Source organism: Ruegeria sp. HKCCD8929 (assembly GCF_013031405.1).
Lineage (GTDB): Bacteria > Pseudomonadota > Alphaproteobacteria > Rhodobacterales > Rhodobacteraceae > Ruegeria.
In genome coordinates, this window is record NZ_WPZY01000102.1 from 1 (window position 1) to 3,670 (window position 3,670).

Annotated in this window: 3 protein-coding genes; 2 read left to right on the forward strand and 1 reads right to left on the reverse strand. The window is 56.2% G+C overall.

What is annotated here, in order from left to right; translation table 11 throughout:
- Positions 1–57 precede the first annotated feature (57 nt).
- Complete coding sequence (locus GOX53_RS28990; protein ID WP_171182347.1) at positions 58–1,074, reverse strand: GlxA family transcriptional regulator; 1,017 nt, start codon at positions 1,072–1,074, stop codon at positions 58–60.
- Positions 1,075–1,193: 119 nt separating this feature from the next.
- Here GOX53_RS28990 and GOX53_RS28995 point away from each other — a divergent pair, with 119 nt between their 5' ends.
- Positions 1,194–2,273 (forward strand): class I SAM-dependent methyltransferase, encoded by a 1,080-nt coding sequence (locus GOX53_RS28995; RefSeq protein WP_254446861.1) that lies wholly within the window; start codon positions 1,194–1,196, stop codon positions 2,271–2,273.
- A gap of 24 nt (positions 2,274–2,297) precedes the next feature.
- The gene (locus GOX53_RS29000; protein ID WP_171182348.1) at positions 2,298–3,518 is read left to right on the forward strand and encodes an NAD(P)/FAD-dependent oxidoreductase; all 1,221 of its coding nucleotides are present in this window, start codon (positions 2,298–2,300) and stop codon (positions 3,516–3,518) included.
- The last annotated feature ends 152 nt before the right edge of the window (positions 3,519–3,670 follow it).

Sequence of the window (3,670 nt, forward strand, 5' to 3'; positions counted from 1 at the left end):
CCGCAACTTGGAGCTTGCAAAGCACGATTTTGAGGGTCTGGTTCGGGTTGCCCTTGATCACTGATGGGATAGTAAGCGTTTCTTGCGATAGGCTGATGCTGGCATACCGACGTACCTCCGAAATGCATTTCGGAAGCTTGAGGGTTCCGTGTATCCAACTTCCGCAGCAATTTCATCAATGGGCAAATCGGTCGTCTCAAGCATTTGCTTGGCTTCCTCGACCCTGAGCGTTTGAATGTACTCGACTGGCGTCTGCCCCGTGGCTTTGCGAAACCGCCGCAACAGACTTCGCTCGGTCAGACCGCTTCGGGCGGCCATGGCGGCAACCGGGGTTGGCAGGGCATAGTTATCCGCGGCCCAAACCTGGGCATCTGCAACCAGCGCATCTTCATGCTGTGCTCCCGCAGTCAAGGAAGCGTAGTGCAACTGTCCTTCAGTGTGAGGCTGGAGCAGGTAAATCTTGGCGAGGCGTCGGGCCTCATCCTGGCCAGCAACTCGGCCGACCAGATACAGTACCAGATCACCCCACGCAGACGCTCCGCCTGCCGTCACGATCCGATGCCCGTCACCCGCAGGTATCAGAATCCGTTCACGACGTACCCGGACATCCGGGAATTTCCGGGCGATGACATCACAGAAACTCCAATGGCTGGTGGCATCAAGCCCATCCAGCAAACCCGCTGCCGCGAGCAAGAGCGCACCAGAACAAACAGACGTAATGATCGCACCGTCAGCGTGCGCCTTGACAAGCCACGGGATCGCCACCGCGAATTCATCTGGCAACGGTGCGTCAGGCGCAAGATGCAGGTCAGGAACGATTACCAGATCAGGCTGACCAAAATCGGCCAGTGAACCCTCCGGCGTGATCCGCCGTCCGTTGATGTCGACATAAGGCGCTCCATCTACCGACAGCAAGTTGGCGTCGAAAACCTGCGCTTTGGGCTGCGCCCCATGCAGCATTTCCCAGTCCCGGCCGACTGAAGCAAGCGCATCGAGAATACTGTAAGCCGTCGAGGTTCCGACGCAGGGCAAAGTCACAACCGCTGAACGGCAGGGGGCTTTGAATGCTTGCATCGATATGTCCGATATTCACCGATATAGTCATTTGTCGGCATATCACGACTCGCAACCTTGCGGCAATACCGATGAAGAAACAGACGAAATGAAACCCCAAAAAACATCGGAGAAGCCCCTTGAACGAACAAACAGCAGTTACTTTTGATGAAGCCAAGGCAGAGCGTTTTGGTGAGCAGATGGTCGGCACATTGAATAGTGCCGCGCTTGCGTTGATGACGTCGATTGGCCACCGTACCAATCTATTTGACGTGCTCGCTGATTTACCCAAGGCGACCTCGATTACTCTGGCTGAGAAGGCAGGCCTGGCCGAGCGCTACGTGCGCGAATGGCTGGCCGTGATGGTGACATCGGGGGTGGTCGATTACGACCCCGGAGCTGGAATCTACAATCTTCCCCCTGAACACGCGGCGCTGCTTACCCGCGCGGCAACACCCGACAACATGGCTGTAACCTGCCAATTCATTGGCGTTATGGCCTCGGTCGAAGAAGATATGGTCGCGCGGTTTCGAGATGGTGCGGGCACCCATTACCATGACTACTGTCGCTTTCACGAAGTTATGGCAGAAGACAGCGCCCAGCTGGTGGTATCGGCCCTGATCGAGCACATCCTTCCTGTTGAACGTGGTTTGATCGAACGTCTTGAACACGGGATTGATGTTCTGGACGTAGGCTGTGGCGCAGGCCGCGCAATGATGGAACTGGCCCAGGCCTTTCCCGCAAGCCGCTTTGTCGGGATTGATCTGTGTGAGGACGCCTTTTCTGAAACGCAAGTCTCAGCGGCACGCATGGGTCTGAAGAACCTGACATTTCGTGCACAAGACCTTTCCAAGGTCAATTCTTTGGGATGTTTCGATCTGATTACGGCGTTTGATGCGGTCCACGATCAGAAAGACCCGCAGGGATTGCTGGACCTTGTCTACCGCTCACTCGCAAAGGACGGATTGTTCCTGATGCAGGATATCGGTGGGTCCCGGAATCTGGAGACCAACATCCAGAACCCATTTGCACCCCTGCTTTACTCCCTGTCGCTGATGCACTGCACGCCAGTGTCGATTGGGCAAGGCGGGCCAGGTCTCGGGGCAATGTGGGGCATTGAGACAGCACAGGAATACCTCGCCAATGCAGGCTTCGGGCAGGTCGAGACCCATCACCTGCCTCATGACCAACTCAACGCATATTTCTTCGCGCGCCATTAAGCGCACCGTTATCGGAGTTCTCATATGACAGTTCCCCATTCAACAACCGCCATCGTTATCGGAGCCGGTCTTTCCGGTTTGGCAGCGGCCACCGAACTGCGCGCTCGGAATATCCCGATCACCATTCTGGAAGCATCCGACAGGGTGGCCGACCCGTGGCGTGCACGGCATCCGAAGTTGCGACTGAACATTCATCGCCATTTCGCCCGGCTACCGGGCCATCACACGCCTCGCAATCCCGACACCTTTTTGCCCCGGGATGCCGTCGTTGACTATCTGAGCGAGTACGCAAGTCAATTTGACGCCGATATCCATTTCGAGACCCGAGTCCTCTCAATCCGTCGCGAAGACGACATTTGGCAGATCGAAACCAACAGAGGTATCTATTTCAGCGCTCATCTGATTGTCGCGACGGGGCGGGAGAAAGTGCCTGATATGCCGGTTTGGCCAGGCATGGAGGAGTTTGGCGGTCAAATCATACACGCCGCAGATTTCGGCGACCCCAATGAGTACGACGGGAAGAACGTCCTTGTCATCGGGGCTGGGAATTCAGGAACAGATGTGTTGAATCATCTGTCGCGCAGTAACCCGGCACAGGTCTGGGTCTCGGTCAGGCACGGGCCGTCGATCTTGCCATCCCGCGTCTTCGGCTTTTCGTTACAGCGACTTGCCAACCTGTTCACGCTATTCCCCAAATGGTCGCTCGATCCGATCTTCTCGATCATGCAGCGCGCCTTCTTTGGGAACCTGCGCCGCCATGGCTTGCGCCGCCATGTCATGGGCGGTGGTTCGCGGATGCTGAAAGATGGAGTAACCTTCGCTCTGGATGATGGTTTCGTCTCTGCGCTAAAATCTGGTCGTTTTGCGGCCGTCAGCGAAACCATCGGCTTTTCGCCCTATGCCGTTGAACTGGCCAGCGGTCGAAAGATACACGCTGATGTCGTGATCTGCGCCACTGGTTATCGAGCCGATCTGGATGAGCTTTTTGGGCACCTGGGTGCGTTGGACAACAAAGGTTATCCATTGCATCCAATGGGTCAGGAAGATCCCCAAAATCCTGGTTTGTGGTTCACAGGGTACGGGTTGTTGTTTCAGGGGTTTTTCCACGCGGCAGGTATCAGCGCAAATCGCATTGCAAACCACATCGAAACGCGTGCCAACGCGTCGTCCCAAGTTCAATCATCAGGGCGTCTGCCGCAAGGTACAAGCCAGTACGTTCAGTCTCTGGACGGAGCGGGGCGGTGAACTTCTCAGACTCCGCACTGATGCAGTCGCCGCCAAAGGGTTGGCGGCTGTATATCACGAACGCTTACCAACTCTTCAGACACCTACTGCGCCGGAAACGGAAATATTGCCGCATGGATGAATTGCCTAACCATCTGTTGCGGGACGTAGGT